The sequence below is a fragment of the Serratia sp. OS31 genome (assembly GCF_014164835.1).
Taxonomy (GTDB): Bacteria; Pseudomonadota; Gammaproteobacteria; order Enterobacterales; family Enterobacteriaceae; genus Serratia; species Serratia liquefaciens_A.
Genome location: NZ_JACJFQ010000009.1, coordinates 71,156 through 97,770, shown reverse-complemented (window position 1 = coordinate 97,770; position 26,615 = coordinate 71,156). Strand labels below are relative to the sequence as shown.

25 protein-coding genes are annotated in these 26,615 nt (G+C 57.3%); 11 read left to right on the top strand and 14 right to left on the bottom strand.

The window, feature by feature from the left end; translation table 11 throughout:
* Nucleotides 1-13 precede the first annotated feature (13 nt).
* Nucleotides 14-1,369, top strand: coding sequence for a glycerol-3-phosphate transporter (gene glpT, locus H5P17_RS10285; protein ID WP_182822712.1), 1,356 nt, complete (start codon nt 14-16; stop codon nt 1,367-1,369).
* 83 nt (nt 1,370-1,452) lie between these two features.
* Nucleotides 1,453-2,532, top strand: a complete 1,080-nt coding sequence (gene glpQ / locus H5P17_RS10280; RefSeq protein WP_182822710.1) for a glycerophosphodiester phosphodiesterase — start codon at nt 1,453-1,455, stop codon at nt 2,530-2,532.
* Nucleotides 2,533-2,607: 75 nt separating this feature from the next.
* Here glpQ and yigL read toward each other — a convergent pair whose 3' ends face one another.
* Both yigL and pldB read right to left on the bottom strand, forming a co-directional pair.
* The gene (gene yigL, locus H5P17_RS10275; RefSeq protein WP_020824784.1) at nt 2,608-3,408 is read right to left on the bottom strand and encodes a sugar/pyridoxal phosphate phosphatase YigL; all 801 of its coding nucleotides are present in this window, start codon (nt 3,406-3,408) and stop codon (nt 2,608-2,610) included.
* A gap of 11 nt (nt 3,409-3,419) precedes the next feature.
* Nucleotides 3,420-4,457 (bottom strand): lysophospholipase L2, encoded by a 1,038-nt coding sequence (pldB, locus tag H5P17_RS10270; RefSeq protein ID WP_044554420.1) that lies wholly within the window; start codon nt 4,455-4,457, stop codon nt 3,420-3,422.
* 135 nt (nt 4,458-4,592) lie between these two features.
* On the opposite strand from pldB, the gene rhtB reads away from it, so the two are divergent.
* Nucleotides 4,593-5,213 (top strand): homoserine/homoserine lactone efflux protein, encoded by a 621-nt coding sequence (gene rhtB / locus H5P17_RS10265; protein ID WP_182822707.1) that lies wholly within the window; start codon nt 4,593-4,595, stop codon nt 5,211-5,213.
* Between the two features lie 51 nt (nt 5,214-5,264).
* Here the strand turns inward: rhtB and rhtC are convergent, their stop codons facing one another.
* Genes rhtC through pldA form a run of 3 tightly spaced genes read right to left on the bottom strand, consistent with a single transcriptional unit; the run spans nt 5,265 to nt 8,663 of the window.
* Nucleotides 5,265-5,891: a threonine export protein RhtC gene (gene rhtC / locus H5P17_RS10260; RefSeq protein ID WP_044554418.1), complete on the bottom strand. Its 627-nt coding sequence runs from the start codon at nt 5,889-5,891 to the stop codon at nt 5,265-5,267.
* A 12-nt stretch (nt 5,892-5,903) separates the two neighbouring features.
* Nucleotides 5,904-7,736 carry an ATP-dependent DNA helicase RecQ gene (recQ, locus tag H5P17_RS10255; protein WP_020824780.1) on the bottom strand — a complete coding sequence of 611 codons (1,833 nt, stop codon included), beginning with the start codon at nt 7,734-7,736 and terminating at the stop codon, nt 5,904-5,906.
* Nucleotides 7,737-7,784: 48 nt separating this feature from the next.
* A complete protein-coding gene (pldA, locus tag H5P17_RS10250) occupies nt 7,785-8,663 on the bottom strand; it encodes a phospholipase A (RefSeq protein ID WP_044554417.1) in 879 nt (292 codons plus the stop codon).
* Nucleotides 8,664-8,865: 202 nt separating this feature from the next.
* Here pldA and H5P17_RS10245 point away from each other — a divergent pair, with 202 nt between their 5' ends.
* The gene (locus H5P17_RS10245) at nt 8,866-9,336 is read left to right on the top strand and encodes a thioesterase family protein (RefSeq protein WP_182822705.1); all 471 of its coding nucleotides are present in this window, start codon (nt 8,866-8,868) and stop codon (nt 9,334-9,336) included.
* A gap of 64 nt (nt 9,337-9,400) precedes the next feature.
* On the top strand, nt 9,401-10,288 hold the full coding sequence (gene rarD, locus H5P17_RS10240; protein WP_044554416.1) for an EamA family transporter RarD: 888 nt from the start codon (nt 9,401-9,403) through the stop codon (nt 10,286-10,288).
* Between the two features lie 7 nt (nt 10,289-10,295).
* Here the strand turns inward: rarD and H5P17_RS10235 are convergent, their stop codons facing one another.
* Both H5P17_RS10235 and corA read right to left on the bottom strand, forming a co-directional pair.
* Nucleotides 10,296-11,354, bottom strand: a complete 1,059-nt coding sequence (locus H5P17_RS10235; protein WP_182822703.1) for an AbrB family transcriptional regulator — start codon at nt 11,352-11,354, stop codon at nt 10,296-10,298.
* A gap of 113 nt (nt 11,355-11,467) precedes the next feature.
* The gene (gene corA, locus H5P17_RS10230; protein WP_020824775.1) at nt 11,468-12,418 is read right to left on the bottom strand and encodes a magnesium/cobalt transporter CorA; all 951 of its coding nucleotides are present in this window, start codon (nt 12,416-12,418) and stop codon (nt 11,468-11,470) included.
* 445 nt (nt 12,419-12,863) lie between these two features.
* Here corA and H5P17_RS10225 point away from each other — a divergent pair, with 445 nt between their 5' ends.
* Nucleotides 12,864-13,343: a WbuC family cupin fold metalloprotein gene (locus H5P17_RS10225; protein ID WP_044554414.1), complete on the top strand. Its 480-nt coding sequence runs from the start codon at nt 12,864-12,866 to the stop codon at nt 13,341-13,343.
* 61 nt (nt 13,344-13,404) lie between these two features.
* Here H5P17_RS10225 and uvrD read toward each other — a convergent pair whose 3' ends face one another.
* From uvrD to H5P17_RS10195, 6 genes are all read right to left on the bottom strand, one after another.
* The gene (gene uvrD, locus H5P17_RS10220) at nt 13,405-15,567 is read right to left on the bottom strand and encodes a DNA helicase II (RefSeq protein WP_044554480.1); all 2,163 of its coding nucleotides are present in this window, start codon (nt 15,565-15,567) and stop codon (nt 13,405-13,407) included.
* Nucleotides 15,568-15,644: 77 nt separating this feature from the next.
* Nucleotides 15,645-16,361: a 5-amino-6-(5-phospho-D-ribitylamino)uracil phosphatase YigB gene (gene yigB / locus H5P17_RS10215; RefSeq protein WP_182822701.1), complete on the bottom strand. Its 717-nt coding sequence runs from the start codon at nt 16,359-16,361 to the stop codon at nt 15,645-15,647.
* On the bottom strand, nt 16,361-17,272 hold the full coding sequence (gene xerC / locus H5P17_RS10210; RefSeq protein WP_182822699.1) for a tyrosine recombinase XerC: 912 nt from the start codon (nt 17,270-17,272) through the stop codon (nt 16,361-16,363). Before xerC ends, yigB begins: the two co-directional genes overlap by 1 nt.
* The gene (locus H5P17_RS10205; RefSeq protein ID WP_182822697.1) at nt 17,269-17,973 is read right to left on the bottom strand and encodes a DUF484 domain-containing protein; all 705 of its coding nucleotides are present in this window, start codon (nt 17,971-17,973) and stop codon (nt 17,269-17,271) included. Before H5P17_RS10205 ends, xerC begins: the two co-directional genes overlap by 4 nt.
* Entirely contained in the window at nt 17,970-18,794 is an 825-nt protein-coding gene (gene dapF / locus H5P17_RS10200; protein WP_020824769.1) for a diaminopimelate epimerase, read from the bottom strand. Before dapF ends, H5P17_RS10205 begins: the two co-directional genes overlap by 4 nt.
* A 58-nt stretch (nt 18,795-18,852) precedes the next feature.
* Nucleotides 18,853-19,059, bottom strand: coding sequence for a lipoprotein (locus H5P17_RS10195; RefSeq protein WP_304621579.1), 207 nt, complete (start codon nt 19,057-19,059; stop codon nt 18,853-18,855).
* A gap of 78 nt (nt 19,060-19,137) precedes the next feature.
* Between H5P17_RS10195 and cyaY the strand changes: the two genes are divergently transcribed.
* On the top strand, nt 19,138-19,458 hold the full coding sequence (gene cyaY, locus H5P17_RS10190) for an iron donor protein CyaY (protein WP_182822693.1): 321 nt from the start codon (nt 19,138-19,140) through the stop codon (nt 19,456-19,458).
* Nucleotides 19,459-19,507: 49 nt separating this feature from the next.
* Here cyaY and H5P17_RS10185 read toward each other — a convergent pair whose 3' ends face one another.
* Nucleotides 19,508-22,060 (bottom strand): class I adenylate cyclase, encoded by a 2,553-nt coding sequence (locus tag H5P17_RS10185; protein WP_046374741.1) that lies wholly within the window; start codon nt 22,058-22,060, stop codon nt 19,508-19,510.
* 316 nt (nt 22,061-22,376) lie between these two features.
* On the opposite strand from H5P17_RS10185, the gene hemC reads away from it, so the two are divergent.
* The 4 genes from hemC to hemY are packed head-to-tail and all read left to right on the top strand — an operon-like array spanning nt 22,377 to nt 26,403.
* Nucleotides 22,377-23,318, top strand: a complete 942-nt coding sequence (gene hemC / locus H5P17_RS10180; RefSeq protein WP_182822691.1) for a hydroxymethylbilane synthase — start codon at nt 22,377-22,379, stop codon at nt 23,316-23,318.
* On the top strand, nt 23,315-24,061 hold the full coding sequence (hemD, locus tag H5P17_RS10175) for a uroporphyrinogen-III synthase (RefSeq protein ID WP_182822689.1): 747 nt from the start codon (nt 23,315-23,317) through the stop codon (nt 24,059-24,061). The genes hemC and hemD overlap by 4 nt, the downstream gene beginning before the upstream one ends.
* A 17-nt stretch (nt 24,062-24,078) precedes the next feature.
* Nucleotides 24,079-25,203 carry a uroporphyrinogen-III C-methyltransferase gene (gene hemX / locus H5P17_RS10170; protein ID WP_182822687.1) on the top strand — a complete coding sequence of 375 codons (1,125 nt, stop codon included), beginning with the start codon at nt 24,079-24,081 and terminating at the stop codon, nt 25,201-25,203.
* Nucleotides 25,204-25,206: 3 nt separating this feature from the next.
* Nucleotides 25,207-26,403: a protoheme IX biogenesis protein HemY gene (gene hemY, locus H5P17_RS10165; RefSeq protein WP_044554404.1), complete on the top strand. Its 1,197-nt coding sequence runs from the start codon at nt 25,207-25,209 to the stop codon at nt 26,401-26,403.
* Nucleotides 26,404-26,615: the final 212 nt, after the last annotated feature.

The following is a 26,615-nucleotide window of genomic DNA, read 5'->3' as shown; positions in this document are numbered from 1 at the left end:
ATCGGAGGCGCTCATGTTGAGTATTTTTAAGCCGGCAGCACACATTTCACGTGTGCCGGTCGACAAAGTCGACCCGCTGTACCGTAAATTGCGCTGGCAAATATTTATGGGGATTTTCTTCGGTTATGCCGCCTACTACCTGGTGCGCAAGAACTTCACCCTGGCCATGCCTTACCTGATTGACCAGGGCTTCAGCCGCGGTGACCTCGGTTTCGCGCTGTCCGGTATTTCCATCGCCTACCGTTTCTCCAAATTTATCATGGGGTCGGTTTCTGACCGCTCCAACCCACGCGTGTTCCTGCCCGCCGGCCTGATTTTGGCTGCCGCGGTCATGTTGTTCATGGGCTTCGTGCCATGGGCGACATCGAGCATCGCGGTCATGTTCGTGCTGCTGTTCCTGTGCGGTTGGTTCCAGGGCATGGGCTGGCCGCCTTGTGGCCGTACCATGGTACACTGGTGGTCACAGAAGGAACGCGGCGGTATCGTTTCGGTCTGGAACTGCGCCCATAACGTGGGTGGCGGTCTGCCACCGCTGCTGTTCTTGCTGGGCATGGCCTGGTTCAACGACTGGCACGCGGCGCTGTACATGCCGGCCTTCGGTGCCATTCTGGTAGCCCTGATCGCCTTTGCCCTGATGCGCGACACCCCGCAATCCTGCGGCCTGCCGCCGATTGAAGAATACAAAAACGATTATCCGGACGACTACACCGATAAAGCGGAAGAAGAGCTGACGGCCAAGCAGATCTTCATGCAGTACATCCTGCCGAACAAACTGCTGTGGTACATCGCCGTAGCCAACGTGTTCGTTTATCTGCTGCGTTACGGCATTCTGGACTGGTCACCGACCTACCTGAAAGAAGTGAAACACTTCGCGCTGGACAAGTCTTCCTGGGCTTACTTCCTGTACGAATATGCCGGTATTCCGGGCACCCTGCTGTGCGGCTGGATGTCGGACAAGGTGTTCAAAGGCAACCGCGGTGCCACCGGCGTGTTCTTCATGACGCTAGTGACCATTGCCACCGTCGTTTACTGGCTGAACCCGGTCGGTAATCCTGGCATTGATATGGCCTGTATGATCACCATCGGCTTCCTGATTTACGGCCCGGTCATGCTGATCGGCCTGCACGCACTGGAACTGGCGCCGAAGAAAGCCGCCGGCACCGCCGCAGGCTTCACCGGTCTGTTCGGTTACCTGGGCGGCTCTGTTGCAGCCAGCGCCATCGTCGGCTACACCGTTGACTACTTCGGTTGGGACGGCGGCTTTATGGTGATGATTGGCGGTAGCATCGGCGCGGTAGTGCTGCTGTTGCTGACCATGATGAGCGAGAAAAAACACCACGCGGAAATCGCTGCCAACAAACGCGGTTAAGCGTCATACAACTTTCGCATTATTTAAAGGCCGCCTTGCGGCCTTTTTACTACCCCTGCACCTACAACATGGAGAACAACAATATGCGGACTCAAGTCAAAGCCCTGCTGGCAGGGATTATCCTGGCCACCTCAATGGTCAGCGCTGCGCAAGCCGCCGACAAGGTGGTGATTGCCCACCGTGGCGCCAGCGGTTATCTGCCGGAACACACGCTGCCGGCAAAGGCCATGGCCTACGCGCAGGGTGCGGACTTCCTCGAACAAGATCTGGTGATGACCAAGGACAACGAGCTGGTGGTGTTGCATGACCACTACCTCGATCGCGTCACCGACGTAGCCGAACGTTTCCCGGACCGCGCGCGCAAAGACGGCCGTTATTACGCCATCGACTTTACGCTGCCTGAAATCAAGTCGCTGAAGTTCACCGAAGGTTTTGAGATCGAAAACGGCAAAAAGGTGCAGGGCTACCCGGGGCGTTTCCCGATGGGCAAATCCGACTTCCGCGTCCATACCTTCCAGGAAGAGATCGAATTTGTGCAGGGTTTGAATCATTCAACCGGCAAAAACATCGGTATTTACCCGGAAATCAAAGCGCCGTGGTTCCACAAGCAGGAAGGCAAAGACATTTCCAGCAAGGTGCTGGCGGTTCTGAAACAGTACGGCTACACCGGCAAGGGCGATAACGTTTATCTGCAATGTTTCGACGCCAACGAACTGAAGCGGATTAAGACCGAGCTGGAGCCGAAGATGGGCATGGATCTGAAGCTGATCCAACTGATCGCCTATAACAAATGGCAGGAAACCTATGAGCAGAAAGCCGACGGCAAATGGGTGGAATACGACTATGACTGGATGTTCAAACCGGGCGCGATGAAGCAGATCGCCCAGTATGCCGACGGTATCGGGCCGGACTACCACATGCTGGTGGTGGCGGAAAAATCCAAGCCGGGCAAGGTGGTCTTGACCGACATGGTGAAAGAAGCGCATGCCAACAAGCTGGCGGTGCACCCGTTCACCATCCGCGCCGATGCGCTGCCGAACTACGTGACCGACGTGAATCAGCTGTATGACGTGATTTACAACCAGGCAGGCGTGGATGGCGTATTCACCGACTTCCCTGACAAGGGCGTGCAATTCCTGCAAAAGCAGGGCCAGCACAAGTAACCATCAGGGCGCCGCAAGGCGCCCTGACTTATTGACAAAGGGGGGATAAAAGCGTGGTTTTTCCCCTTTGTGTTATCAGCCCAGAAACATTTTGCGCAGGTAATGCGGCACCGCGTCGTCGACGTTGGAGCCTATGACTTCCAGCTCAGGCAGTTTATCTTTCAGGCGCTGATGCGCGTCGCGCATGATGCAGCCTTTGCCGGCCATCGACAGCATTTCCAGGTCGTTCATGCCGTCGCCGAAGGCAATGCACTCTTTCAGCGTATAGCCGATGATCTTGGCTACTTCTTCCAGCGCATGCCCTTTTGACACGCCACCCGCCATCACTTCCAGACAGGTTGGGAACGAGAAGCTGACGTTAACCCGATCGCCCCAGCGCGCATTGATGGCATCTTCCAGCGGCAGCAGCTTTTCGTGATCGTCGCAGGTGAAGTACACCTTGCACACGCCGTCGGTTTCCAACAGGCCCGGTTCGAACAACTGGTACTGGAAAATGGATTCCTGGAAAAACTCTTTCTGTTCAGGGCTTTCGCGGTTGATGTACCAGTCGTCGTTGCGGTAGACGTTGGTGGTGATATCGGCATCGTTATGCAGCATGCCGTAAAGATCGCGGGCAATGTCTTCGGCCAGGTTATGGCTGAAAATCAGCTCACCGTCGGTGTTGTGCACGCGAGCGCCGTTGGAAGTGATCATAAAGGCGCTGATGTCGAGGTTATCGCGGATCTGCGCAACGTCGATATGGTGACGCCCGGTAGCAAAAACAAAATGAACGCCGCGCTGGGTCAGCAGCTTCAAGGTCTCTTTGGCGTACGGTGACAAGGTGTGGTCAGGTGACAGCAGCGTGCCATCTAAATCGGAAGCGACGACGTGATACATAGCGGTATGTTCTAACCTCTGATGGAGTGGTCGGCGGTTGGGGTACCACCTAAGTGTTGAGCAAAGAAACGCAGGATTGCGTTCAATGCTTCGGCGCGCATCGCGTCCCGCTCAAACAGGATCTCATGCCGTGCGCCTTCGATAACCTGCGGTTTTCCCCCTTCGCAAGGGTGCCCCGCTTCTGACAATGCCTGACAAAAAGCCTGGTGAGAACGGTTGTCGACCACCCGATCCTCACCGGCCTGCAATAACAATAGCGGCGTAGTGATGTTAGCCGCCTGAGCGATGATATCCCGACCGGCCTGAAGACTTTCTCGCACCCAATGGTAAGTGGGCCCCCCCACCTGAAGCTCGGGATAGTCGGCGTAATAGCGCAAGCAGCGCCGATAACGTTCACGACTGTGGGTCAACACGTTGACCACGTACGGCAGTGGCCGCCACTGGCCGGTGCCTATCGCATAGTACTCACGCACCTTCTGGCGCTTCTCCGCCCAGTCAAGAATGCGATTCGCCATCCAACCCGGCATCGGTAAATAAATGCCGAACATTGGCGCACAAAACGCGGCGGCGTCAAAGGCCTGCGGCTGACGTACCAGGAATTGCGCCAGGATCGCGCCCCCCATTGAGTGCGCCAGCGCAAAGCGTTGCCGGTAACCGCGTGGCTTCACTTCCTGCTGATAAAACTGGGTGAAATCGTCGACGTAATCGCTGAAGTTTATCACATGACCACGGTGGGTATCCGCCAACAAACGGCCGGAACGACCCTGCCCACGGTGATCCAAAATCATCACATCGTAGCCGCACTGAAACAGATCGTAGGCAACCTCAGGATATTTAACGTAACTTTCGATGCGGCCGGGGCTTACCACCACCACCCGCTGATGACGCGCAGAGCGGAATCGTACGAAGCGGATGGGGACGCCGCCAACGCCGATGAACTCGCCCTCCTCACGCAGCCGCCAAAAGTCCAGCAGCGGGCCGGTGGCGAAAGCAGCAAACTGCGTTTCACGCGTTAACCAGTCATCGGTGCTGAGAGTAAACGACGTCATCAAAGGCTTTTCCCTGGGCCGCCAGCGGTAAAAATGTGACCGCTGGCACAAGAAATAATACTAGCGTATTGTGATTCAATTCCTACAAAAACCGAACCATTTTGGCACAAATTGGCGCTTTCAGGGAGCACTGCAATGACTTTGGACTGGTGGCTAACCTACCTGCTGACAACCCTTATCCTCAGCCTGTCACCCGGCTCTGGGGCAATTAACACCATGAGCACCGGCATCAGCCACGGTTATCGCGGGGCAGCAGCCTCGATCGCCGGGCTGCAGGTCGGGCTGAGCCTGCATATCGTGCTGGTAGGCATTGGCCTGGGGGCGCTGATCTCGCAGTCGCTGATGGCTTTTGAATTGCTGAAATGGCTGGGTGCCGCTTATCTGGTGTGGCTCGGTATTCAGCAGTGGCGCGCCGCCGGTTCGCTGGACTTGCATACGCTGGCGGGCACCCTGCCGCGCCGCCGTCTGTTCCGCCGCGCCGTGCTGGTGAATCTGACCAACCCGAAAAGCATCGTTTTTCTGGCGGCGCTGTTTCCACAGTTTATTTTGCCCAATCAGCCCCAAGCCGAGCAGTACCTGGTACTCGGCGTCACTACGGTGGTGGTGGATATCATCGTGATGATTGGCTACGCCACTTTGGCGACCCGTATTGCCGGTTGGCTGAAGACCCCACGCCAGATGCAACTGCTGAACCGCATCTTCGGCTCGTTGTTCATTCTGGTCGCAGGACTGCTGGCCACGGCAAAGAAGGCCTGATGCAAAAAGGCCGAACATCGCTGTTCGGCCCTCTGGTTCACTGCCCCAAAATCAACGGGTAAAGATCAGGTGCAAACCGAAACCGGTGAACAAGACGCCCGCCAATCCGTCAATCCACTTCGCCAGGCGTTGATAGCCTCGGCGCATTGCCGGCAGCGCAAACACCACCGCTACCAGGCTGAACCAGACAAAAGTCTCGGCGATGATCAACAAGAACAGCCCCCAGCGAGCGCCGGCGCCAACGTCATCACCGACAAACAGTGAAAACACGCTGCCGAAATAGATAACCGCTTTCGGGTTTGACAGGTTGGTCAAAAAGCCACGAATAAAGCTGCGGCCGGGCTTCGGCAGGGCCACTTTCACTTCCGGTGCAGGTGCAGATTGCGCATTCTGGGAGCGCGCGGAGCGCAGCAGCTGCCAACCCATCCAGCACAGGTAAATTCCACCGCCTACCATGATAACCTGATGCAGCCAGGCCATTTTTTGCAGGATCAGGTGCAGCCCCATCAGCGCCACGCCCGCCCAGACGACGATGCCCAGCGAGATGCCCACCACCCCCATCATCGCCTCACGGCGTGAACGGCTGGCGGCGGTTTGCGAAACAAAAAAGAAATCCGGCCCCGGGCTCATTAACGCAATCAGGTGCACCAGCGCCACGGTCAGAAACAACATCAGCATGATTTACTGCCCTTAGTCTTCGTCATTATCGAGATGATCGCGGATCATCGCCATAAACGGGGCGCCAAAACGCTCCAGCTTTCGCTGGCCAACGCCGTTAACGCTCAACAGATCGCCCGCCTTGATCGGCATCTGCTCCGCCATTTCCAGCAGCGTAGCATCGTTAAACACCACGTAAGGCGGAATATTTTCTTCATCGGCGATCGATTTACGCAGCTTGCGCAGTTTGGCGAACAGCTTGCGATCGTAATTACCGCCATAGGATTTCTGGTTAGCGCTGCCACGCGACTTCAGGCTTTGAATACGCGGCACCGCCAGTTGCAGCTCCAGCTCGCCGCGCAACACCGGGCGGGCAGCTTCGGTCAGTTGCAGCGCCGAGTGCATGGCAATGTTCTGGGTGATAAAGCCCAGGTGGATCAGCTGGCGCAGCACGCTGGTCCAGTGTTCGGTGGTTTGGTCGCGGCCAATGCCGTACACCGGCAGCTTTTCATGACCGTATTCGCGAATGCGCTGATTATTGGAACCGCGTAGCACCTCAACAATGTACCCCAGCCCGAAACGCTGCCCGACGCGATAGACGCAAGACAGCGCTTTGCGCGCATCTTCCAGCCCATCGTAGCGCTTGGGCGGATCCAGGCAGATATCGCAGTTGCCGCAGTTCTGATGCTTGCCTTCGCCAAAATAGTTGAGTAACACCAGGCGGCGGCAGGTTTGTGCCTCGGCAAATGCGCCCATGGCGTTCAGCTTGTGGCGCTCGATATCCAATTGTTGCCCGGCAGGCTTTTCTTCCAGGCAGCGACGCAGCCAGGCCATATCGGCCGGATCGTATAGCAAGATCGCTTCGGCCGGCAGGCCATCACGCCCGGCGCGGCCGGTTTCCTGATAATAAGATTCGATATTGCGCGGAATATCAAAGTGCACCACAAAGCGCACGTTGGGTTTGTTGATGCCCATACCGAAGGCCACGGTGGCAACCACCACCTGCAAATCGTCGCGCTGGAACGCTTCCTGCACCTGGGCGCGGCGATCGTTGTCCAGCCCGGCATGATAGGCGCCCACGCTCAGCCCACGGCTTTGCAGGCGTGCGGTGGTGTCTTCCACCTTGGCGCGGCTGTTGCAATAAATAATGCCGCTCTTGCCGCGCTGGTCCTGCACGAAACGCCACAGTTGATCGAGAGGTTTAAACTTCTCCACCAGCGTATAGCGGATGTTCGGCCGGTCAAAGCTGCTGACCTGCACCAAGGGATCCTGCAGCGCCAGCAGGCGCACAATGTCGCCACGGGTAGATTCATCGGCCGTCGCCGTCAGGGCAATCACCGGCATGGCAGGAAAGCGTTGCTTCAACTGCCCCAATGCACGGTATTCAGGACGGAAATCGTGGCCCCACTGCGAGATACAGTGTGCCTCGTCTACCGCCAGCAAGGCCGGCGGACAGTGGTCGAGCAGATCGAGGAAGCTGTCCATCATCAGCCGTTCGGGGGCGATGTACAGCATTTTGATTTGGCCGCTGCGGCAACCCGCCATCACTTCAAGCTGCTGCTCGCGCGTTTGCGTCGAGTTATAGCAGGCGGCGGAGACGCCATAGGCCAACAGTTGATCGACCTGATCTTTCATCAGCGAAATCAACGGGGAAACCACTAACGTCAGGCCATCCATCACCAGCGCCGGGATTTGGTAGCACAACGATTTACCGCCGCCGGTCGGCATGACAACCAGGCAATCCTGCCCGCCGATCGCCGTGTTGATAATCGTTTGTTGACCCGGTCGGAATTGCTGGTAGCCGAAGGTATCGCGTAATACCTGCTCTGCCAGCAACTCTTTGTTTATCACTGCTGCGGTTGACACACACTTCCCCATTTTTTGCTGCGTAGCGACGCCTGTATGACGGCCGGATTACATAATATCGTTAAGCATGACACCAACGCCAACCCGTGTCTGCCGGAAGTTGTAATCAATCAAGGATTCGCCGTAACCGCTGAACACCTGAGTGTAGAAACGCACGTGCTTGCTGATCGGGTAGCTCCAGCCCATTTCCGCGCCGCCGTAGCCGCTGTTCCAGTTATAGTGGCTGTCGACGCTGAATATGCTGTCACCCCAGGCATAACCGACTTTCAGGCGGTAGTAGCCCATGTATTTGGTGATGTCCGGGTTATCGTCGCTGCTGCTGCTTTCCGAGAATCGGAACCAGGGCTTCAGATCCACCTGCCAGTTGCCGTTTTGCGCCATAAAGCGCGCGTAACCGCGGTTCCAACTGCGTGACGTCGGATCAGAGCGGCCGTTGGACTGGTGATTGAGGCCCACTTCAACATCGCGCAATGTCCAGCCGGCAAAGCTGTAATCGGTCGCCCAGCCGAGGAACACCTGCGGCTCGTAGTTGGTTTCGCGAAACGGCGATGATTCACCGTGGTTGGAAAGCTGCCACCAGGAGCGCTGAGTATAAGATGCACCCAGCACCGAGTTGTCGCCGGCGATGCCGCGCCACAGTGGGAATGCCAGGCTAAGCTGGAACTTGACCTCGTCCTTGCGGGCATTATCGGACCAGTTATAGGACTGGATGGCTTCTTTATTGATATTGCTGGTATCGGTATACAACACATAGTTGGTTTCATACGGATACAGCGTAAATGGGTTGTCGTGATCCTGCAGCATGTTGGCAATAATGCTGCCGCGTACCGCCGGTTTATCATGAATTTGCTGCTGTTTGGCTTCTTCCGCCTGTACCAGCAGCGGCGCGGCCAGCGTGGCCAAAACGATCCCTGACAAAATGCGCATAACGTTCCTCACCCCAACAAAAAATGACAAACTCTGAAATAAAAACAGGCCATTTTACACACAAAGGAGATTTTACAGCAGCGCGGCGTGTATTTATTGGATTAGTCTGGAAAGCAACAAAATATAGGCATAATATCAACAAACAGTTAACCTGGACTGACCAGTTAACTTCCCCTACGACACAGAACAAGAATGGGTATTTATGTCTACCACACCACTCACACTAGAAGCCGCACGCCAGAAAATTGGCGAAATCTTTGTTTATCATATGCCGTTTAACCGCGAGCTGGGCCTCGAGCTGCGCCGCTTTGACGACGACTACGTGGAGCTGAGTTTCACCAACCAGCCCAAGCTGGTCGGCAATGCGGCCCAGAAGATCCTGCACGGCGGAGTGATCGCCTCAGTACTGGACGTCGCCGCCGGCTTAGCCTGCGCCGGTAGCGTACTGATGCGCCTGGATCCGCTGATCGAAGAAGAAGTCGCTAGCCGTCTGTCGCGCATGGGCACCATAGATCTACGCGTTGACTATCTTCGCCCGGGCCGTGGCGAACATTTCGTCGCTGCCGCCAGCGTATTGCGCAGCGGCAACAAAGTCGCGGTCGCCCGCGTTGAACTTCATAACCACGACGGCTTACACATCGCCAGCGCCACTGCGACCTATCTGGTCGGGTGATTGTATGCGGTGAGGCTCTTGAGTACACTCACCGCATCTCCGTTTTTCCCATCCGAGTAACGTCATGGACGCACAGCAAACGCGGCAGGGCATTTTCTTTGCCCTGGCCGCTTATTTTATTTGGGGCATAGCTCCGGCCTATTTCAAACTGATCCAACAGGTGCCTGCGGATGAGATCCTCACCCACAGGGTCATTTGGTCATTCTTCTTCATGCTGGCGCTGATCACGCTCGGCCGTAACTGGCCACAGGTCCGTGCGGCCTGCCGTGACCGCAAACGGCTGTTCTTGCTGGCGGTGACCGCGGTGTTGATCGGCGGCAACTGGCTGCTGTTTATCTGGGCAGTGAATAACCACCATATGCTGGAAGCCAGCCTGGGGTATTTCATTAACCCGCTGGTGAACGTGCTGTTGGGGATGCTGTTCCTGGGTGAGCGCTTCCGCCGCATGCAATGGATTGCGGTGGCACTGGCATTTGCCGGCGTGCTGATTCAGCTGTGGCAGTTCGGTTCGCTGCCGATTATCGGGCTGGGGTTGGCATTTAGCTTCGCGTTCTACGGCCTGCTGCGCAAGAAGATCGCCATCGACGCGCAAACCGGCATGCTGATTGAAACCCTGTGGCTGCTGCCGGTCGCCGCAGCATATCTGTTTCTGTTCGCCGACAGCCCGACCAGCCATCTGAGCGCCAACCCTTGGTCGCTAAATCTGCTGCTGGTCGCCGCCGGTATCGTCACCACCGTGCCGCTGCTGTTCTTTACCGCCGCAGCCACCCGCCTGCGCCTGTCGACACTCGGCTTCTTCCAGTATCTCGGCCCCACGCTGATGTTCCTGCTGGCCGTCACCTTCTACGGTGAAACCATCGGCCAGGACAAGCTGGTGACCTTCGGCTTTATCTGGGCGGCACTGTTGCTGTTTATCCTCGACGCGCTTTATACCCAACGCAAACTGCGTTGATCCAGCGCTAGGTTGAGGCCGGCGCGGCGCGGTTAGAGATGAATCGCGCCATCGCCGGGCCAGTCAGCAAGATGGTGAACAAACGCAGCGTCTGCATCGCCATCACGAACGACATGTCGACCCGACTGCCGGCGGCGATGATCGCCACGGTATCCAGCCCACCCGGGCTGGTCGCCAGATAGGCGGTCATCAAATCCACCGGCAGGAAGCGCGTCAGCATCCATGCCAGCAGGCCGCAAAACAGCATCAGGGCGACGATCGACACCACCATCTGCGGCAAGGTGCGCAGCGCCAACAAAAATATCGGCCGGGTGAAACGCAGCCCGACGCTCCAGCCAATCAGGGTATAAGCCAGGGCCAACAGCCATTCCGGCACCTGCAACGCCAGGGTACCGCTGGAATGCAGCGCCGCGCCGATGATCATCGGCAGCAACAGCGCGCCGGAGGGAATACGCAGCCGGGGGCCAAGCCAGGCACCGACAAGCGCCACGCCCAGCGTCGCCGGAAAACGCCAATCCAGCGATGGGAACCATTCCAGCATCGCGCTACCCTGGCCCGCTTCATCACCCAACCCAATACGTGCCACCATCGCCGCCGCCGTTGCGACAAACAGCACCCGCAGGTATTGCATAAACGCCACCAGCCGCACGTCAGCACCGAAATCCCCAGCCATCGCTACCATCGCCGATGCTCCACCGGGCGATGCCCCCCAGGCACCGGTCGGCCCTGGCAGGCTGCTGTAACGCACCAGGCACCAGCCGGAGACACCGCTGGCCAGCAGCGTAGCAGCCAGCACCAACAGCACCAATGGCCAGTCATCAAGTAGCGGCGTGAGAATAGCGGGGGAAAGGCTTTGCGCGATCATGCAACCCAGTACCGCCTGGGCAGCGATAAACAGGTAACCGGGGATGCGAACCGTGGCGCCCAACAGCCCCATGGCCACGCCGACAATCATCGGCCCCAGCAACAGCGCGGCGGGAATATGGAAGGTTTGCAGGCCAAACCCCAGCACCAGCGAAGCCAGCAACAGGATCGACCATTGGATCAAGCGGGGAAATCTCTCCATCAAAACGCATGCCTTACGGACAGATAAGCCAAAAGGGCATTCTACCCCTATTTAGCAGGCTAAGCGTTGGTCAACCACAGAAATATCGGGCGAACAGCGGTTCGCCCGTCAGCTTACAGCCAATTCTTGCGTTTGAAGTACAGGTACGGGGCCAGCCCCGCCAGGATCATCAGGCTGATGGCACCCGGATAGCCGAACGACCACTTCAGCTCCGGCATAAACTCGAAGTTCATCCCATAGCTTGAGGCCACCAGCGTCGGCGGCAGGAACACCACCGAAACCACCGAGAAGATCTTGATGATACGGTTCTGTTCGATATTGATGAAACCCATCGCAGCCTGCATCAGGAAGTTCACCTTCTGGAACAGCGATTCGTTGTGCGGCAACAGGGATTCGATGTCGCGCAGCACTTCACGCGCCTGCTCCAACTGACCGGTCGGCAACCGCGCCTTACGCACCAGGAAATTCAGCGCACGCTGGGTATCCATCAAACACAGTCGCACTTTCCAGCCGATATCTTCCAGTTCGGCCAGCGTCGACAGTGCTTCGTCGTATTCGTCGCCCTGATGGCCTTCCATGATCACCCGGCTGAGCTTTTCCAAATCGCTGTAGACGTTTTCAATTTCGTCAGCCAACTGCTCAATCTTGGTTTCGAACAGATCCAGCAACAGCTCGTAAGCGTTGCCGTCCACCATCGTCAGGTTACGTGCGCGCATGCGGTACAGGCGAAACGCCGGCAGCTCGCGCTCACGTAGGGTATACAGGCGGCCATCACGGATGGTGAAAGCTACGGTGGAGTTACCGGCATGGTCTTCCGCATCTTCAAAGTAGAAGAAGGAGTGAATATGCAGGCCATCTTCGTCTTCGAAGAAACGCGCGGAGGCTTCGATATCATCCAGCTCCGGACGTGTCGCCAGGCTTTGGCCCAACTCGTTTTGCACGCGTTCACGCTCACCTTCTTCCGGCTCAACCAGATCAACCCACAGCGAGGTGGTGAGATCATCGGAGTCATCCAACTCCAGACGGGACAGGCGGCTTTTATCTAATTTAAACGCGCTCAGCATCTGCTAAAACTCCCTTAGGGTGACAGGGGTAAACAACGCGTGGAAGCACAGAAACAGAGGGGTGTTGCATCACCAGCTTGTTTCAGACCATGAAGGATCTGACTCGTAGCGACACATAAGAGGTCGCCGACAACCACGAAGGCTATCAGCTCGATGGGATAGCCTTAGAAGTTGTACCTGTTGTTGTCCAGGTCAGTGAGCCAGTATCTACTGGGTGTGTCCAAGGCGTATGTCCTCATTGATAATAGTGCGCGCATGTTACGCCGAGAAGAAAAAGTCTGTCAACCGGTTAGGCCCGATAATTGCGCAACAATTCATCGCCATAACCAATGGGACAAAATCAGTTTAATCCGCGATAAAGGGTAACGAAAAAGTCGCGGGGATCTCTGACCGCGTCGGTGAATATTGCTAATATGAAGCCACGATAAGCTTGCGGACTTTAACGATGAAACAGATTACCGCCCACGACCTGACCGCCATGAGTGAGCAGGCCGCTAAAGTGGCTCGCCTGCGCGCGCACCGTACGTTACACGACGAGTTGAGCGAGCCGGTACAGCGACTGGCAATCGCCATGGAACCTGGCACCTATATCCGACCGCACCGCCATCCGCAAACCTGGGAGCTGCTGACGCCGCTGCGCGGGCGCTTTGTGGTATTGCAGTTTAATGAGGAAGGTGTCGTCACCCAACGCACCCTGCTCGGCGAAGAAACCAAAGTGCTGGAGATGCCGGCGTTTACCTGGCATGCCGTGCTGTCGGTTGATCCGGGCGGCGTGGTGTTCGAAGTAAAACAGGGGCCTTATCAGGCGCTGTCGGAAGAGGACTGCATGCACTGGGCCCCTCCGGAAGGTGGTGAAGGCATCGAAGCGGTGATGCGCTGGTATGCCACCGCGCAAATTGGCGATCGCTATACCCGTACGCTTTAAGCCTGAGTGCTGGGGCGAAGAAATTCGCCCCTTTGGGTTTGGCGGCTACTCTACTGCCCCGCTACACCGTTTCCAGTCTGGCATAAGCTGCCACCAGCCATTTGATGCCTTCCCCTGGGAACGCAATTTGCAGCCGACTGTGTTCGCCGCTGCCTTCCAGATTGACGATGGTGCCTTCGCCAAATTTAGGGTGACGCACCCGCTGGCCCAGCTTGTAGCCGGTGTCGTTTTCACTGATCGGCGTGCCCATACGACGATGGCTCACCGGTCGCGATACGCTGGCACGCAACCGCACTTCTTCCACGCACTCCTCCGGCAGTTCGCCGATAAAACGCGAAGGCCGATGGTAAACTTCCTTGCCGTACAGACGGCGCGTTTCGGCATAGGTCAGCGTCAGTTTCTGCATGGCACGTGTCAGGCCAACGTAGGCCAGACGACGTTCTTCTTCCAACCGCCCGCCTTCATCCAGCGACATCTGGCTCGGGAACATCCCCTCTTCCATACCGACGATAAACACCAGCGGGAACTCCAGCCCCTTGGCCGAGTGCAGGGTCATCAGCTGCACCGCATCTTGATAGGCATCGGCCTGTCCTTCGCCCGCCTCCAGCGCAGCGTGCGACAAAAATGCCTGCAGCGGCATCAGATCCTGATCTTCATCCTGATAGCTGTACTGACGGGTTGCCGTCACCAGTTCCTCAAGGTTTTCGATACGCGCCTGGCCTTTCTCGCCCTTTTCCTGCTCATACATAATGAACAGCCCCGAATCGCGGATCACCCGGTCGGTCTGTACGTGCAAGGGCATATCGGCGGTTTCATGCGCCAGTGAATCCACCAGTTCGGTAAAACGCTGCAGCGCAGAGGCCGCACGGCCGGCCAGCACTTTATCTTGCAACAGGGCGCGAGTGGCCTGCCACAGGGTCAATTGACGATCGCGCGCCGTTCGACGCACTTCGTCCAACGTCCGGTCGCCAATGCCACGAGTCGGGGTATTTACTACGCGCTCGAACGCAGCGTCGTCATTACGGTTGGCTATCAGCCGCAGATAGGCCAGCGCATCCTTGATTTCCTGACGTTCGAAGAAGCGTTGCCCGCCGTAAATGCGGTAAGGCATGGCGGTTTGCAGCAGCGCCTCTTCCAGCACGCGCGACTGGGCGTTACTGCGGTAAAGGATGGCGCAGTCATTCAGTGCGCCGCCATTTTCCTGCCAGGTTTTGATGCGGCCGACGACAAAGCGCGCCTCATCGAGTTCGTTGAATGCACAGTAGATGGAAATAGGTTCGCCATCCCCACCCTCGGTCCACAGGTTTTTCCCCATGCGCCCGCCGTTGTTGGCGATCAGGGTGTTGGCTGCCTTTAGAATATTGCTGGTCGAACGGTAATTTTGTTCCAGAAGGACGCTCTGCGCCCCTGGGAAGTCCTTCAGGAAACGTTGAATATTTTCCACCTGAGCGCCGCGCCAGCCATAAATCGACTGGTCATCGTCACCCACGATCATCACGTTGCTGTTATTGCCGGCCAGCAGGCGGATCCAGGCATATTGAATGCTGTTGGTATCCTGAAACTCATCCACCAGTACGTTGGTAAAACGTTCGCGATAATGGTTGAGGATATGCGGTTTGTTCAGCCACAGCTCATGGGCGCGCAGCAACAGCTCGGCAAAATCCACCAGCCCCGCGCGATCGCAGGCTTCCTGATAGGCCTGGTAGATACGCAGCCAGGTCGCCTCTACCGGGTTATTGTAGGTTTCGACGTGTTGCGGGCGCAGGCCTTCATCTTTTTTGCCATTGATGTACCACATCGCCTGACGCGGTGGCCATTGTTTCTCGTCGATATTCAACGCCTTGACGATGCGTTTGAGCAGGCGGAACTGGTCGTCGCTGTCGAGGATCTGGAAATCCTGCGGCAGATTGGCGTCCATATGGTGTGCGCGCAGCAACCGGTGAGCCAGCCCGTGGAAGGTGCCGATCCACATGCCGCCCTGGCTGGTGCCAATCAGATGTTCGATACGGTGGCGCATTTCTGCCGCCGCTTTGTTGGTGAACGTCACCGCCATGATCGAATACGGCGAACAGTTCTCTACCGACAGCAGCCAGGCGATGCGGTGCACCAGTACCCGGGTTTTACCGCTGCCCGCACCGGCCAGTACCAACAGGTTGCCACGTGGCGCCGCCACGGCTTCGCGTTGTTTTTCATTCAGGCTGTCGAGCAGATCGGAAACGTCCATAGGCACCATTAATTGGTAAGGGAAAGCGCGTCAGCGACGCGATTCCACTGGGAATTTATACAGAGTTCTGGCAGGGATTATAACAATGCTGTCAGCGATGCCAACTGCGAAATCTCAATATGTGGCAGCAGCCGGCTATCGGCGACCTGCATCAGGCTGCGCTGGCGGTCGTTGATCCAACAGGCTTGCAGGCCGGAGCGCAACGCGCCGGCGACGTCGGTGGTTAAATCATCGCCGACGTGAAGAATATGCTCAGGGGCTATCCCCAACCGCTCGGCAGCCGTCTGGTACATGTCCTGGTAAGGTTTGGCACGGCCATCCGGCCCGGAGCGCAGCACAAACTGAAAGTAACCGTCCAGCCCGCACAGCGCAGGATCGGCATTGCCGTTGGTGATCGCCACCAGCGGGAAGCGTTCGCCCAGCGCTTTCAACGTGGCGTGGGTGGCTTCAGGAACCTCGATACGGCTGCGCCACAGCGCGAAATTCTGCATCGCCGCATCAGCCCCCTCCGCGGCCTGGGCATCACGCAGCCCCTGGCGGCTCAGCGCCAGGTGGATAGCGCGCCAGCGCCACTGGGTGACGTCGTGGTAAATCTCCGGATCCTGCTCGCGAAGCTCCTGGCGCAGGCGATGAAAATCCGCCGACTGGAAGTGGTTCAGCCCGGGGTGATAGTTCTGCAAAAAAGCGACCGACTGCAATTCGGTCTGTTTGATCACCGGACGGTTGTCATACAGCGTGTCGTCCAGATCGAAGGTCAATGCCGCCAGCGGGCGTAGCGGACGATAAAAGTGCATCAGGATTTCCCCCGTTTGGCGCGCGGATGCGCGGCATCGTACACGTTCGCCAGATGTTGAAAGTCGAGGTGGGTATAGATTTGGGTGGTGGTCAGGTTGGCGTGGCCAAGCAGTTCCTGCACCGCGCGCAGATCGCCGCTGGACTCCAGCATATGGGTGGCAAAGGAGTGGCGCAGCTTGTGCGGATGGATATGGCTGTTAACGCCCTGCTTGACGCCCCATTCGGCAAAACGCTTTTGCACGTTGCGAGTCGAGATGCGTTTTCCCTGATTGGACAGGAACATCGCATCGTCTGACGGCCCGAACAAATCGCGCATCGCCAGCCAGTGTTCCAGCCAGGTCACGGCGGTACGGCCGACCGGCAGCTTGCGTTCCTTGCTGCCCTTGCCCAACACCCAAATTTCACCGGCGGCCAGATCGACGTGGCGGCAGTCCAGCCCCACCAGTTCAGAAAGACGCAGCCCTGCCCCGTACATCACCTCAAGCATAGCGCGATCGCGCACCGCCAGCGGATCGTTGAGATCGATATCCAGCAGCTGATTCATTTCATCGACGTCGATGTTTTTCGGCAGATGGCGGCCACTGCGTGGCGTGCGGATCCCTTTGGCGGGGTTGGCTATCAGTATGCCCTGGCTGACCTGCCAGTCGAGAAAACTGCGTAATGCCGACAAGCGCAACGCGAGGCTGGAAGACTGCAGGCCGGCGCGTTTACTGCGCGCCGCCAGCATCCGGACTTTGGCGGCGTCCAGCGACGGCCACTCCGTGATGCCCATATCCTGAGCCAGCGCCATCAGCGCCTGTAATTGGCGTGAATAGCTTAACTGCGTCAAGGGGCTGAGCTGGCGTTCCACCTTCAGATAGCGCAGAAAGGCATCGACCGGCTGTTGCAGGCTGGCCGCCAGCGGAGTCATACTCGTTCGATCCAGCGTTCCAGCAGTTCCGGCAGCATGCGCGCCAGTTGATTAAGCATCACCGTGCCCATGCCCTGCTGATAATGTTGCGTATCGCGGCTGCTGAAAATCACCATGCCCAACTCGCCCTCATCACCCAGCATCGACAGCGCTACCGAGCCGACCAGTTTGGCCTGCGGCAGCAACAGCAGCAGTTCGGGGCCATTCAGACTGCCGAGAAAGTGCTGTTGGTCACCCAGGCGCTGAATGCGCAACGGTTCAAACGAAGAGCGCGTCAGGGCAAGGTGGGTGAAATCGGAAGGTGCGCCGATTTTCCAGCTTTCGGAAAACAGGCGGATGTTGGCGCCGGCCAAACCGAAACCGCGCGCCCAACGCTGCAGGCGGTTAAGCATATCCTGCAGGCTGTCGGCGGTGGCCAGATTGGCCTGTAAATGCAGCAGGCTGGCAAACAGCGTTTCGTTGGCGCTGGCCTGCTCCATCAGCAGCGTGATTTCTTCTTCCAGCCGATGGATGTGATTGCGCTGGCGAGCCAGATGCCACTCGACCAACGATACGGTGCCGCGAACGGGATGGGGAACGCGCATCTGCTCCACTAACCGTGCGTTGCGCATAAAGAAATCCGGGTTTTGCAGCAGAAACTGCATCACGGCGTCGTCATCAAGCTCAATGCCTGCGACAGCCTGGTCCTCAACGCTCTTCATAGATGAATAAATCCGTCATATACATGGGTTGCCGGACCGGTCATAAACAGCGGGCTGCCCGGCCCTTTCCAGCGAATATGCAGGCTGCCGCCCGGCAGTTCTACATGCACCTCTTCTGACAGCAATTCCTGTTGAATCCCCACTGCCACGGCCGCACAGGCTCCACTACCGCAAGCCTGCGTTTCGCCAGCACCGCGCTCATAGACGCGCAGTTTAATGTGCTCGCGACTGACAATTTGCATAAAACCGATGTTGGCCCGTTCCGGGAAGCGCTCATGCCCTTCCAGCACCGGCCCAAGCAACTCCACCTTGGCGGTTTTTACATCATCCACCTGTAAAACACAATGTGGATTGCCCATCGACACCACGCCGCACAGCACCGTGTGTTCCGCAGCCCGCATGATATACGTCTTTTCTTCTTTGGTTGCGCGAAACGGCACTGCCTGGGGATCGAAGTTCGGCTCACCCATATTCACGCACACCAGATCATCGTCGGTCACGCTCAACACCATGCGCCCGGTCTGGGTACTGACGCGAATATCGCGCTTGTTGGTCAAGCCTTTCAGCCGTACAAAGCGGGCAAAGCAGCGAGCGCCGTTACCGCACTGCGCCACTTCACTGCCGTCGGCGTTAAAAATGCGGTAATGGAAATCCAGTTCCGGATCGTAAGGCGGTTCTACCACCAGCAGCTGGTCAAAGCCAACGCCCAAGTGCCGATCGGCCAGACGGCGGATCAACTCGGGTGAGAAATAGACATTCTGTGTAACGGCATCGACCACCATAAAGTCGTTGCCCAGACCGTGCATTTTGGAGAACTGCATATCATACTCCGCTATCCGTCTTGGGTTTGCGGTGACTCACGCCGCCGCAAACAAGGTGTTACTGGTCGCTCATCGACGGTTTTTGCTGAGAGCCAGAAAGTTCCTGCTGATTTTTCTGTACCTGATCGCCGGTCTGAACCTGGGTAGCCGGTTTCTTAGCGCTGGCCGGATCGGTCGGCGGGAAGTACAGCGGGCCTTTCAGGCCGCAGCCGGAGAGCCCGGCAAGCAGAACTGCCATCAGCGCATAGCGTAGTTGTTTTTTCATTTGCATTAATGCCTGTAATTCATGCGTCCAAGGTCTCTATAATCGCAGGTGGATCATGAAAAGCAATAGGAATTGAATATGAACGACAGTGAGTTTCACCAGTTGGCTGACCAACTGATGCTGAATATTGAAGAGACCCTGGACGATTTTGAGGGCGATGCGGACATCGATTACGAAACTAACGGTGGCGTAATGACGTTAAGCTTCGAAAATGGCACCAAAATTGTGATCAATCGCCAAGAGCCGTTGCATCAGATTTGGCTGGCGACCAAAACCGGCGGCTACCACTTTAACTACCGTGACGGCGTGTGGCTGTGCGATCGCAGCGACCGCGCCTTCTACCCCTTACTGAGCGAAGCAGCCAGCGCACAGGCCGGCGAAGAGGTGAAGTTTTCCTGAGAATGGTCGCATCCGTCGTCAAGGCTCAGCCTGCTGAACCTTGACGATATCAATGCAGCTGGAACTGTTGCTTCAGCGGTTGGACGGCGCTGTCGGTCAGGGGAACGCACAGGCTCGACAGCACATTGCTGCGGAACGGGATCACCTGTGTGCGGCCATCAAGATGCACTATCTGGTAGAACTGCGGTAGGTTGAAGTTGATAAAGCTGGAGCCGTAGGTGAAGCGATCGTGCGAGGACGAGTAGAAACGGCTAACGTCGCGCACCAGTTCCTCTTTGCTGCCTTCGCAATGGTGATAAACCTCAACCCGGTTAGATTCATCCAGAATATAGATGTTAAAGCCTTTGTCGTCCGTAGTGTCTTCGAAGAAGAACTGAATAATCCCCTCGCTGGCGAAACCGTCCACCACCGGCGGCAGATGCACCTGATCGGTTTCCACTTTGATCGACAGGCCGTGCAATTTGTTGTTGGAAATGGCGCCGTAGAACTCCACCGCGTTTTCCAGCTTCTGCACCGACACGCTCAGCCGTTCGAAGAACAGGCCCCAGGTCTGGCCGGCAACCCGTACCGCTTTGAAACGGCCCGGCTCCAGTCGGGTGCTGGACAGGCGTAGCTCAATACACTCCGACACCAACTGCTGTATACGGGTACGGATCAGGCCGCGCAGGTGCTGACTGTAGCAGAACACCTCGACCGATTCCGGCGGCGCGGCATCCTGGTGCATTTTGCCGAGAATAGTCTTCAACGCTTCCAGCACCGATTGCTCGCCGCTGAAATGCAAGGTACGCACTTCGTTCCAGGAGTTGCGGTACAGTAGATCGATACTGCCCACCAGGCACTGCTGTTGCTGGCCAAAGCTGAATACATCGAGCTTGCGGAAATCGAAATGCACCACCTGATTGCGGAAGGCGGCGGTCGGATCGTTTTCCAGATTGACGATAATGGCCAGGTGGCGAATTTCGCACGGGCTGTACAGCGCTTTTGGCGTAGGGGCCGCCAGCCGCAGCGGGAAGTGGTGCGACACATCGGCCACCAGTTCCTGCAGTTTGGCCGTATCGCACAGGTTGCCGCTCTTGATGTGCAGACGGGTTTTCGGCGTCAGCAGCCCGTTGAAATAGGCCCAGGCCACCAGCTTGTTGAGGTAGCGGTTATATTCCAGCGGCTGATGGCTGACGATCGAGTCCATGGCCGGTGCCTGATTATAAAGGTACCAGCCGGTGCGGTTGGCGCGGCCAATCGGCACGTGAATAAAGGTTAAGTCGTCTTCTGACAGGTCCGGCGAAATCTGCGGGTTCACCAGCGTCACCTTGCCGGGCAGCGCTTCAAACGCAGCGTACAGCTTGCGGGTCAACACGCCGATATCCTGCGGGCTGGCGCTGACGCTAAGGTTGTTGCGCCGGGCGAAGCGGATCAGGTTGCGATAGCTTTGCATCATCGCATCCAACAATTCGTTGTGCGCCTCACGTACCCGTTCGATTTTCCAGTTGGCGCGATTATCCAGGATCGCCAGACGCTCTTCGTCCCAACCCCATTCGCTGACCAATTGACTGAGAATTTCACGGCGCCAGCCGACGCACGCATTGGCGCGCGACAGTTTTTCACAGACTTTCAGGTAGAAACAGCGGCGGACCAGATCGAGGCGGGTAGTGTCGTTGATTTGATTCAGATAATGCGTAACGCGTTCGAGCATCATACAGTAGGCGTCAAGACCAAAGCAGACAATCTCGCCCTGATGCAGGCGCTGTTTGATGTCCATCGCCAACAGCTGAGTATTGGGATATTCCCAGGAATAGGCTTCCAGCAGCAGGGTCTTCAGCACCGCCTTGTAAGGCGAGTCGATGCTTTTGTACAGTTGCCACAGGCTGGCGCCGAAGTATTCTTCCGCCGACAGCGTGCTCAGCCCGCCGAGATCCAGCCATTCGTTCGGCGTTAACGCGCCTTGCGAGTACAGCGACAGCACATACTCATCGTAATGCGCTTCTTCTTCGCCCGGCACCATGTTCCACAAAATACGTTTGCCGGCCAGGCGCACCGCGGTGCGGTAAAATTCATCCAGCAGCAGGATATGTTGGGTGGAGCCGCAGTCTTCGCCCCCCAGGCTGCCGCTTTCGTTATGACGGAAGCGGTTTTCATCGATCAGGAAGAAGCTGACTTCCACCCCCATCGACGCCGACCATTTTTCCAGCAGGCTGCATTTTTGCTGCAGGCGGTTACGCTCTTCGTTGTCCAGCCAGGATTGGTGGCACACCCAGATGTCGAGATCCGAGCTGCAGCTCTGGCCGATCGACGAGGTGCTGCCCATCGAGTAAACCCCGGTAATCGGCAGTTCACCGCTGGCCATTTTGTCAAACGGGCTGCCCCATTTGTCTTCTAAATCGTTGAGGTAATCTTGTTGGGTTTCATCAGGCGTGTAGAGGCAAACGCCGTGGGGAACGTTACCGTTCAGGTAACCTGGCATCAGTGGGTGGTGGTGATGCAATAAGGTAGGCAGCAGACTGTATACCCGTTGAAACGCGGGCTTCATGGCCGCTAGGGCGCGATCGATTCGTAATTGATTGATCGCATCCAGTCTCTGCTTCAGTGTCTCGATGTAGAGGTACAAGACGTCTCGCCTGATTATCCCGGTGTTTAGAAAAAAACCCGTATTCCATAAGCGCCGTTAGTGTTGGAAGAATATTTGGCAACTTATTGTTGGAAACGTGATCAATTTAACACCTTGCTGATTGACCGTAAAGGAAGTAACGCTTCACTATTATTGTAGCGCCACTCCAAACGATTTACCCGCAGTGTTAACTGCCCCAAAACACATCACACGTCCCGTTGATTCCGTTGTCCTTTCTTCGCCTGTGGCTTCTTGCACTGACAGTTTTCGTACTCAGTGGTAGGATGAACGGCGAATTATAAAAACGGTAACAAGCATGTTAGACAAAATTATTCGAATTGCCACCCGACAAAGCCCACTCGCTCTCTGGCAAGCACATTATGTGCAGCAGCGCCTGATGGCCAGCCACCCTGGCCTGCAGGTCGAACTGGTGCCGATGGTCACGCGGGGCGACATTATTCTGGATACGCCGCTGGCGAAAGTCGGTGGTAAAGGGCTGTTTGTTAAGGAACTTGAGCTGGCGTTGTTGGATGGCCGCGCGGATATCGCCGTGCATTCGATGAAAGACGTCCCGGTAGATTTCCCCGATGGCTTGGGTTTGGTGACCATTTGTGAGCGCGACGACCCGCGCGACGCATTTGTTTCCAATCGTTTCGCTTCACTCGATCAACTGCCGCAGGGCAGCGTGGTCGGTACCTCCAGCCTGCGTCGTCAGTGCCAACTGCGTGAGCGCCGCCCGGATCTGATCGTGCGCGATCTGCGCGGCAATGTCGGTACCCGGCTGGCAAAATTGGATAACGGTGATTACGACGCCATTATTTTGGCGGTCGCCGGGCTTAAGCGCCTGGGGTTGGAACAACGTATCCGCAGCCCATTGAGCCCGGAAGAGTGCCTGCCGGCCGTCGGCCAGGGCGCAGTGGGTATCGAATGCCGCTTCGACGACGAAACCACCCGCGCGCTGTTGGCACCGCTCAATCACGTTGCCACGGAAACTCGCGTACGCGCCGAGCGGGCGATGAATACCCGACTGGAGGGCGGTTGCCAGGTACCGATCGGCAGCTATGCCGAACTGGATGGCGACACCCTGTGGCTGCGAGCCCTGGTGGGCTCACCAGACGGCAGCCAAATGGTACGCGGCGAACGCCGTGGTCCGGCAGCACAGGCTGAACAGATGGGCGTGGCGCTGGCGGAAGAACTGCTTGCGCAAGGCGCTCGCGAAATTCTGCAGGACGTTTATCAGGGAAATCCCCCGGCATGACGATTCTGGTAACCCGCCCCTCTCCGTCAGGAGAAGAACTGGTAAGCCGACTGCGCGCGCTCGGCCGGGTTGCCTATCATGCTCCGCTGATCGATTTCGCCCCTGGCGGTGATCTGCCCAAATTGCCACAGGCCTTGCAGCAGCTTAACGATGGCGATCTGGTGTTCATCCTGTCGCAGCACTCGGTGAGCTACGCCAACTCGGTGATGGGCCGCGTCGGGCTGCCATGGCCCGCCAGGCTGGCCTATTATGCTATCGGTCGCAACACGGCGTTGGCCATGCACCGCATCAGCAGCCTGCCGGTAGAATACCCGCGTGAGCAGGAGATCAGCGAAACATTGCTGCTGCTGCCGGCGCTGCAGAAGCTGGACGGCAAACAGGCGCTGATCCTGCGCGGTAACGGCGGACGTGAGCTGCTCGGCAACACCCTGAGCGAGCGCGGCGCCGCCGTCAGCTATTATGAATGTTATCAACGCAGCCCGGTGCACTATGATGGCAGCGAGCAAAGCGCCCACTGGCAGCGAGCCGGTGTTGATACGCTGGTGGTTACCAGCGGTGAAATGTTACAACAGCTCTATACTTTAGTTCCTGATTACTACCGTTCTTCGTGGCTGTTACGTTGCCGCCTGGTCGTAGTGAGTGAACGTCTGGCTACCCTCGCCCAGGAATTGGGCTGGAGCACAATTCGGGTAGCTGATAATGCCGATAATGACGCGCTGATCCGCGCGCTACAACAAACCTGACTATGGGATGTGCCACTATGACGGAACAAAATACCCCATCCGCCCCGGTTGAAGAACCCACCTCTGCGGTTGAGAGCCCCCAGCAGCCAGACGCTGAAAAGCGTAAAGGTAAAAATACCGGCCCGGTATTGGGCGCAATAGCGATCGTGCTGGTCATCGCTCTGGCCGCCGGTGGCTATTACCACACCCATCGGCAGGCGCAGCAGCTTATCGCCGCCAATCAAACCTTGCAGCAACAGCTTGAAGCGCTGAAACAGAACCAACAGCAGGAAAGAAGCGCGCTGGAAGGCCTGTTGCAGCAACAGGGCAAAACGCTGGACGCCGCCGATCGCGAACAGGCTACCCTGGCGCGACAGCTCAATGAGCTGCAAGAGAAAGTCGCCATTATTTCCGGCAGCGACGCCAAAACCTGGTTGCTGGCGCAGGCCGATTTTCTGGTGAAAATGGCCGGACGTAAGCTGTGGAGCGATCAGGACGTCACCACCGCCGCCGCCCTGTTGAAAAGCGCCGATGCCAGCCTGGCAGACATGAATGACCCGAGCCTGCTCGAGGTTCGCCGCGCCATCACCGAAGACGTCAGCACGCTGTCCACGCTGACTCAGGTGGATTTCGACGGAATCATTCTCAAGACCAATCAGTTGTCCAATCAGGTGGATAATCTGCGCCTGGCGGATAACAACAGCGACGAAGCGCCGATGGATCAAGACAGCAGCGAGCTGTCGAGCTCGATCGGCGAATGGCGGCAAAACCTGACCAAAAGCTGGCACAACTTTATGGCCGACTTTATTACCGTCCGCCGCCGCGATAGCAATGCCGAGCCGCTGCTGGCTCCGAACCAGGACATTTACCTGCGCGAAAATATTCGTTCGCGCCTGCTGGTTGCCGCACAGGCCATCCCGCGCCATCAGAACGAAGTGTATAAGCAGTCGCTGGAGACCATTTCCACTTGGGTTCGCGCCTACTTCGACACCACCGACCCGGCCACGAAAGCTTTCCTGGAAGAGTTGGATACCCTGAGCCAGCAGTCGATCACCATGGACGTGCCGGATCAGCTGAAGAGCCAGCCACTGCTGGAAAAACTGATGCAGACCCGGGTGCGCAATCTGATGGCCCAGTCTCCTGCCGCTCATCAGGAGGGATAAGCCATGTTACGCGTGCTATTTCTGTTCCTGGTGCTGATCGCCAGCGTGGTGGTTGGGCCGATGTTGGCCGGCCATCAGGGCTATGTGCTGATTCAGACCGATAACTACAATATCGAAACCAGCGTCACCGGCCTGGTGATCATGGGTATCTTGCTGTTTGTGGTGCTGCTGGTGATCGAGTGGATCCTGCGTCGCATCTTCAGCACCAGCGCCCGCACTCGCGGCTGGTTCCTGGGCCGCAAACGCAGCCGCGCGCGCAAGCAGACCAAGGCCGCGCTGATCAAACTGGCCGAAGGTGATTACAAGCAGGTTGAAAAACTGCTGACGCGCAATGCCGATCACGCCGAACAACCGGTGGTGAACTACCTGCTGGCCGCGGAGGCCGCACAGCAAAGGGGTGACGATTTCCGTACCAATCAGTATCTCGAACGCGCCGCCGAAGCCGCCGACACCGACCAGTTGCCGGTAGACATCACCCGCGTGCGCATCCAACTGGCTCAGGGTGAAAACCATGCGGCACGCCACGGTGTCGATCGCCTGCTTAATCAGGCCCCGCGTCATCCGGAAGTGCTGCGACTGGCGGAAATGGCCTATCTGCGCACCGGCGCTTTTGCCTCATTGCTGGAGATCCTGCCGTCGATGAGCAAGATCAATCTGCACAGCGAGGCTGAGCTGCAGGCACTGCAACAGCAGGCCTACATTGGCCTGATGAATCAGGCGATGGCGGATGAGGGCAGCGATGGCCTGAAACGCTGGTGGAAAGATCAGAGCCGCAAAATCCGGCATGAGGTGCCGTTGCAAATCGCGATGGTTGAGCACCTGATCGAATGCAATGACCATGAACTGGCGCAAGAAATCGTGCTCGACAGCCTCAAGCGTCAGTATGACGAACGCCTGGTGTTGCTGATCCCGCGTCTGAAGTCCGGCAACCCGCAACAGCTGGAGAAAGCGTTACGCCAGCAGGTGAAGCAGCATGGCGCCACGCCACTGCTGAACAGCACCCTGGGCCAGTTGCTGATGAAGCACGGCGAATGGCAAGCGGCGGCCGATGCATTCCGGGAAGCGCTGAAACAGCGTCCTGACGCCTACGATTACGCTTGGTTGGCTGACGTGCTGGAGAAGCTGCACCGCTCGGATGAAGCGGCTCAAATGCGTCGTGAAGGCCTGATGCTGACGCTGAAACAAAACGGCGAGCCCTAACAACATCATCAATACCATCGAAGCGCGGCATTGTGTCGCGCTTTTTTTTGCCTGTCGGTCGCTCGCAGGCAAAAAAAAACACTTGCCGCGGTGGCAAGTGTATAAAAAAGCAATCAGGTCTAGGACAACAGGGGCGGTGCCTCACTCAACGTTTTGCCCGGAGTGTGATGTCAGCCATTGCAAGCAACGCCGTCATCGTTCTGGTGGGCAAT

Excerpts from the sequence above, each read along its gene's own strand:
- glpT (WP_182822712.1), top strand. The coding sequence starts at position 14 with ATGTTGAGTATTTTTAAGCCGGCAGCACACATTTCACGTGTGCCGGTC.
- uvrD (WP_044554480.1), bottom strand. The coding sequence starts at position 15,567 with ATGGACGTTTCCGATCTGCTCGACAGCCTGAATGAAAAACAACGCGAA.
- H5P17_RS10245 (WP_182822705.1), top strand. The coding sequence starts at position 8,866 with ATGTCTACCACACCACTCACACTAGAAGCCGCACGCCAGAAAATTGGC.
- H5P17_RS10195 (WP_304621579.1), bottom strand. The coding sequence starts at position 19,059 with ATGAAAAAACAACTACGCTATGCGCTGATGGCAGTTCTGCTTGCCGGG.
- H5P17_RS10205 (WP_182822697.1), bottom strand. The coding sequence starts at position 17,973 with ATGAAGAGCGTTGAGGACCAGGCTGTCGCAGGCATTGAGCTTGATGAC.
- dapF (WP_020824769.1), bottom strand. The coding sequence starts at position 18,794 with ATGCAGTTCTCCAAAATGCACGGTCTGGGCAACGACTTTATGGTGGTC.
- cyaY (WP_182822693.1), top strand. The coding sequence starts at position 19,138 with ATGAACGACAGTGAGTTTCACCAGTTGGCTGACCAACTGATGCTGAAT.
- pldB (WP_044554420.1), bottom strand. The coding sequence starts at position 4,457 with ATGACGTCGTTTACTCTCAGCACCGATGACTGGTTAACGCGTGAAACG.
- hemY (WP_044554404.1), top strand. The coding sequence starts at position 25,207 with ATGTTACGCGTGCTATTTCTGTTCCTGGTGCTGATCGCCAGCGTGGTG.
- yigB (WP_182822701.1), bottom strand. The coding sequence starts at position 16,361 with ATGCACTTTTATCGTCCGCTACGCCCGCTGGCGGCATTGACCTTCGAT.
- pldA (WP_044554417.1), bottom strand. The coding sequence starts at position 8,663 with ATGCGCATTTTGTCAGGGATCGTTTTGGCCACGCTGGCCGCGCCGCTG.
- rhtB (WP_182822707.1), top strand. The coding sequence starts at position 4,593 with ATGACTTTGGACTGGTGGCTAACCTACCTGCTGACAACCCTTATCCTC.
- yigL (WP_020824784.1), bottom strand. The coding sequence starts at position 3,408 with ATGTATCACGTCGTCGCTTCCGATTTAGATGGCACGCTGCTGTCACCT.
- hemX (WP_182822687.1), top strand. The coding sequence starts at position 24,079 with ATGACGGAACAAAATACCCCATCCGCCCCGGTTGAAGAACCCACCTCT.
- H5P17_RS10225 (WP_044554414.1), top strand. The coding sequence starts at position 12,864 with ATGAAACAGATTACCGCCCACGACCTGACCGCCATGAGTGAGCAGGCC.
- hemC (WP_182822691.1), top strand. The coding sequence starts at position 22,377 with ATGTTAGACAAAATTATTCGAATTGCCACCCGACAAAGCCCACTCGCT.
- H5P17_RS10235 (WP_182822703.1), bottom strand. The coding sequence starts at position 11,354 with ATGGAGAGATTTCCCCGCTTGATCCAATGGTCGATCCTGTTGCTGGCT.
- glpQ (WP_182822710.1), top strand. The coding sequence starts at position 1,453 with ATGCGGACTCAAGTCAAAGCCCTGCTGGCAGGGATTATCCTGGCCACC.
- corA (WP_020824775.1), bottom strand. The coding sequence starts at position 12,418 with ATGCTGAGCGCGTTTAAATTAGATAAAAGCCGCCTGTCCCGTCTGGAG.
- hemD (WP_182822689.1), top strand. The coding sequence starts at position 23,315 with ATGACGATTCTGGTAACCCGCCCCTCTCCGTCAGGAGAAGAACTGGTA.
- xerC (WP_182822699.1), bottom strand. The coding sequence starts at position 17,272 with ATGACTCCGCTGGCGGCCAGCCTGCAACAGCCGGTCGATGCCTTTCTG.
- rarD (WP_044554416.1), top strand. The coding sequence starts at position 9,401 with ATGGACGCACAGCAAACGCGGCAGGGCATTTTCTTTGCCCTGGCCGCT.
- rhtC (WP_044554418.1), bottom strand. The coding sequence starts at position 5,891 with ATGCTGATGTTGTTTCTGACCGTGGCGCTGGTGCACCTGATTGCGTTA.